This window comes from Roseateles sp. P5_B10 (assembly GCF_056400485.1).
In genome coordinates, this window is the sequence record NZ_JBFULE010000375.1 from 1 (window position 1) to 5099 (window position 5099).

A 5099-nucleotide genomic window follows, 5' to 3' on the forward strand; every position below is an offset into this window, starting at 1 on the left:
GCGCTGGCCCGGCTGCATGAGGTCTATACGCCGGTGCCCGGCGAGTTCGATGACTACATCGCCAAACCCAAGCCCAACGGCTACCAGTCCCTGCACACCGTCGTGCTCGGGCCCGACGGCCGGGCGATGGAGGTGCAGATCCGCACGCGCGAGATGCATGAGCACGCCGAACATGGCGTTGCCGCCCATTGGGCCTACAAGGAGGCCGGTGCGCGCGGCTATGCCGGTGTCAGTGCGGCTGGCGAGTTCGAGGAGCAGGTGGCTCGAGCCCGCAAGGCCGTGCTCAACCAGCTGCTGGCCTGGGAGCGCGACACCGTGCAGGGCGCCGAGGGCGGCCCGGTGTTCGACGACCGCATCTATGTCTTCACGCCGCAGGCCACCATCGTCGAGCTGGCGGCGGGTGCGACGCCGGTGGACTTTGCCTATGCGGTGCACACCGACCTCGGCCACCGCTGCCGCGGCGCACGCATCGACGGCCAGATGCTGCCGTTGAACACGCCGCTGCAAAGCGGCCAGACTGTCGAGATCATCGCGACCAAGGAAGGCGGCCCGTCGCTGGACTGGCTCAACCCAGAGCTCGGCTATCTGCAGAGCCCACGCTCGCGCGCCAAGGTGCGTGCGTGGTTCAACGCGCTGCAGCAGGCGCAGACGATTGTCAAGGGCCGCGACCTGGTCGAGAAGCTGCTGCAGCGCGAGGGCAAGACGGCGCTCAAGCTCGACGAGCTGGCTGCGCGCCTGGGCTTCAAGGGTGCGGATGCGCTGTTCGAGGTCGTTGGCAAGGACGAATACTCGCTGCGCAACATCGAGCTGCTGCTGCGCCCGCCCGAGCCGGTAGTTGACGAGAACGAACTGCTGGCACAGCGGCACACGCGCAGCGCCAGCAGCAACCGTGGCGGCGTGCTCGTGGTGGGCATCGACTCGCTGCTGACGACGCTGTCGCGCTGCTGCCGGCCCGCGCCGCCCGACGCCATTTCCGGCTTCGTCACGCGCGGCAAGGGCGTGGCCATCCACCGCAGCGATTGCAGCAACCTCGCCGAGATGAAGCGTCGCTCGCCCGAGCGCGTCATCGCGGTGGAGTGGGGCGGTGGTGAAACGGTGGGCAAGGGTGCGCCCGTCTATCCCGTGGACGTGCTCGTCGAGGCCGGTGACCGCCAGGGCCTGCTGCGCGACGTGCTGGAGATCTTCGCCAAGGAGAAGATGAATGTCGTCGCGGTGAACACACAGTCGATGAAGCCCGGCGCCGTCAAACCCCGCGCGGGCGGCGGCGACACGGCCTGGATGAGCTTCACGCTGGAACTGTCTGATGCATCCAGGTTGGCCAAGGTGCTGCGCGACCTCTGCGCCATCTCTGGCGTGCGCTCGGCACGCCGCAAGTGAGCATGGACGAGGGCCTCAAAAACCTGCTATAGTGCGCAGCTCTTCAGGCGCGTAGCTCAGTTGGTTAGAGCACCACCTTGACATGGTGGGGGTCGTTGGTTCGAATCCAATCGCGCCTACCAAATATGAAGACTGACCCAGTGGGGTCAGTCCGACGGTAGGTTAAGAATGCCTCAGATCTTCACGGATCTGAGGCATTTTTGCTTTTGAAGTCAACGATTTACCAGTGTCGTGGTGCTTGAGCCAAGCTGTGACGCAGCAGTGCTGAGCCGCGACCACGTCAAATTCCTTCCGAGCCACGCCCTTCAGCATGGCGTCGAGCTGAGGCCGATCCTTGCGACCCTTGGCGCCGCTGTACCTGTCGATACAGGCACGCCGCGGTCGACGTCTGCAGTTTTCCGGCAGTTCGTGATGGATTCTTGTGCGCGCCAGCCCGTGGCGGGAGGATGGCTGACACGCGTTGGCATGCCGGTCCGAAAATTGGTCATGCAGCGGTTGCCGCTGTAGTGGGGTCGGCGTGGCAGTTCTTTGGAATGGGTACTCCGGAACAGGCGGGCCTCGGCGGCGCGCGGGTCCGGCGCGGCTGCTTGTGCGAGCGCTGTGGATGGCGGCGTTTGCTTGGCAAGGACTGGCTTTCGCGCTCACCCCGAGCGTGAGTGCCTTTGACCAGCAAGTACAGGACGTCCAGACATTCGCGCCCCGCACCGAGTTCCTTGCCTTCCTGGAGCGCAGCCGTTCGCAGGCTAACGCCAGCGGCGATCCTCTGCTGGAGGTGGCGGCCCTGCTGGAGCAGGGTAGGCAGTTGCGGCATTCGGACGGGGGGCGCGCCAGCGAACTGCTCGATCGGGCGGCCGGCCTTCTGCGGCAACACCGCGACCCGGTGCTCGAGTTCCGCCATCGCCTGCTGCGCATCGGCCAGCTCAAAGCCCGGCAGGAGCTGGACAAGGCCGTGCTGGAAGGCATGCGCCTGCTCGCCGAGGCGCGGGCCCGCGGCGACTGGCATGACGAGCTCCGGGTGCTGCTGGTGCTGCAGGAGGACTGGAAGCAGTTCCACGCTCTCGGCCGCTACACGCAGGAGGCCAGGCAGCTGGCCATCCGGCATCCCGCCGACAAGGTCACTTGGTGGGCCCGTGACGAATGGGCGGACCGGCTCCGCTCGGCCGGCAAGCTGGACGAAGCGGAGCGGGAGCTGCTGGCCGTGCTGCAGGAGCAGGAGGCGGTGGACGACGGCGTGGAGCAGCTCAGGACGCTGGTCCTGCTGAACGATATGTACCGGGCAACCGGCGAGTGGGACAAGCTACGCCCGCTGGGACCACGGGCGCAGGAGATCGCCTTCAAGTTGGGGCGCACGCCCTACATGCTGGTGAACTTCCTGTGCAACCAGTCGGACGCCTTGCTGAAGGCCGGGCTGCCGGCGGCGGCGCTGGAGATGGCCGACGCCGCGATCGTCGCGGCCCGGGGCGACGCTGACACGACGCGCGTCGCCAGGTTCAACCGGGGCAAGGCACTCAACCGTCTGAGCAGGCACGCTGAGGGCCTGGCCATCTTGGAGGCCGAAGCCCAGGGCAGCGACCGTTGGGAAATGCTGGACGAGGTGGCCGAGGAGTACGCCTTCGCGCGCCGCCACGACGAGGCCTACCGCGCGCTGGCGGAGCACCTGCAGGGCCTGCGCAAGAGCCTGGACGAATCGCATCGGGCCGGGCTGACGCTGGACCAGGCCCTCGCGAGTGCCGAGCGTGAGCGCGCCCAGCGCCAGGCCAGCGAGCGCCAGACGCAGCGGACCGTCGTTGCGGCCGTGATCCTGGCCGCGCTCGCCAGCAGCGCCGCGGCACTGCTGGTGGTGAGGGCGACACGCCGGCATGCGAGAACCCTGGCAGCCGTGAACCGCCAGCTCCAGGACATGGCGGTCACCGATCCGCTGACKGGCCTGCGCAACCGCCGGCACTTCATGGCCCAGGTGGAATCGCACGTGGCCGCGGCGGATCGCTCCCATGCGGGCCGCGGGACGGTCGCGGCCGAGCCGGTGGACCTGCTCTTCTACCTGATCGACCTCGACCACTTCAAGCGTGTCAACGACAGCTTCGGCCACCCTGCCGGGGACGCCGTGCTGCGGCAGGCGGCGGAGCGCCTAAAGGGTGTGTTGCGAGGGGAGGACGAGCTCATCCGCTGGGGCGGCGAAGAGTTCCTGCTCATGACGCGGGGAACGCCCCGCGGGCATGCGGCGCAGCTGGCCGAAAGGCTGCGCAAAGCCATTGACGGGAGCCCGGTCGAGCTGCCGGACGGGCAACCTCTGAAGATCTCATGCAGTATCGGCTTCGCCCCATATCCTCTCGTCCCCGGCGCGCAGCACGGCGGCTCCTGGGAACGATCGGTAGAGCTCGCCGACGAGGCGCTCTACCAAGCCAAGGCTCGTGGAYGCAACGGCTGGTTCGGCGTCGGGGCGCCGTCCGCGGCTGGCGCAGGCGCCCACCCCACTGAAGGCAGCCTGCAGGAAGCGATTGCCTGCGGCTCACTGGCGCCGCTGCACAGTTGACGCTCGCGGGGCGCCAGCGCTGGATAGGTGATCCGCATGGCCATCCTGCTTCCCCAGCCCAGAAACGTGCGAAAAATGGGGTGTGGTTTAGGAAGCGGGTCGGGACGTATAAGGGAAATTTCTCCCGTGAAATCAATGTCTTAGCATGTCCCGTAAAGCCCCGTTTCCTCACCTTGCCATGGTGGGTTCGAATCCAATCGCGCCTATCAAATTTTTGAAGATTGGAGGCCCCCGAATCGAAAGGTTCGGGGGCTTTTCTTTGCCCACGCGCTGGCACGCCTGCGCCCAATTGCGGCGTTTGGTGAGTTTCCGTGGCGGACAGCTCGGTTCACCAGCCCCAGGTAAACCCGTTCGGAACGGCGGTCAGGCTCTGCCTAGAATTTGCTGCACTGCACAGGAGACCCACGCATGGCGACTGCCCGCAAGAAAGCGGCATCCGAGCAAGCCCAGTCCGGCGACACCAAGCCCGGGCTGCGCATCCTCAAGAAATACCCCAACCGGCGCCTCTACGACACGCAGACCAGCAGCTACATCACGCTGGCCGACGTCAAGCGCATGGTGCTGGAAGGTGTCGAGTTCGAGGTGCATGACGCCAAGACCCAGGAAGACCTGACGCGTTCCATCCTGCTGCAGATCATCCTGGAGGAGGAGACTGGCGGCGTGCCGATGTTCTCGACCAGCTCGCTGGCCCAGATCATTCGCTTCTACGGCCATGCCATGCAGGGCGTCATGGGCGGCCTGCTGGAGCGGCAGATGCAGGCCTTCACCGACCTGCAGTCGCGCTTTACGGAGCAGACGCCCGGCGGCATGCCCTTCACCCCCGAGGCCTGGACGGGCCTGATGGGCGGCTATGCCGAGCAGTCCAAGACGCTGATGAACCAGTGGCAGGAGCAGCTCAAGCAGGCGGGAGTGATGTTCCCGTTCACGCCCAAGAAATAGGCTGTCGGCCGCAGTGGCGGCTCGCTCGGCTACGTAACGCGCGTGAGGGCAGGTAAGCGTGCCTTGACCAGGCGGGTGCCGCCCGCAACTGTGCTGTTCCTATGTCGAGGAGCGAGCATGATTGAGAAAGAGCACCAGCGGCGCATCTACGTTCCGCAGGGTCACCAGCTGAGGGCGACGGGTGCCGAATCGGTCCAGCGTGATGGCGTGGAGACCCGCATCTCCTATTTCGAGGTGGTCGATCCTGAGG

3 protein-coding genes and 1 tRNA gene are annotated in these 5099 nt (G+C 66.5%); all 4 read left to right on the top strand.

The genetic code is table 11. The features are described from left to right. On the top strand, window positions 1-1377 hold a 1377-nt coding region (locus AC1DU6_RS19700; protein WP_477859042.1), incomplete at its 5' end, for a RelA/SpoT family protein. A 45-nt stretch (window positions 1378-1422) separates the two neighbouring features. Beyond that, a tRNA-Val gene (locus AC1DU6_RS19705) sits at window positions 1423-1499 on the top strand. A gap of 482 nt (window positions 1500-1981) precedes the next feature. Further along, a complete protein-coding gene (locus AC1DU6_RS19710; RefSeq protein ID WP_477859044.1) occupies window positions 1982-3910 on the top strand; it encodes a GGDEF domain-containing protein in 1929 nt (642 codons plus the stop codon). Between the two features lie 408 nt (window positions 3911-4318). Beyond that, entirely contained in the window at window positions 4319-4849 is a 531-nt protein-coding gene (gene phaR / locus AC1DU6_RS19715; protein ID WP_082532689.1) for a polyhydroxyalkanoate synthesis repressor PhaR, read from the top strand. Window positions 4850-5099 lie beyond the last annotated feature (250 nt).

Coding starts and splice junctions, on each gene's coding strand:
- phaR (WP_082532689.1), top strand. CDS start 4,319: ATGGCGACTGCCCGCAAGAAAGCGGCATCCGAGCAAGCCCAGTCCGGC.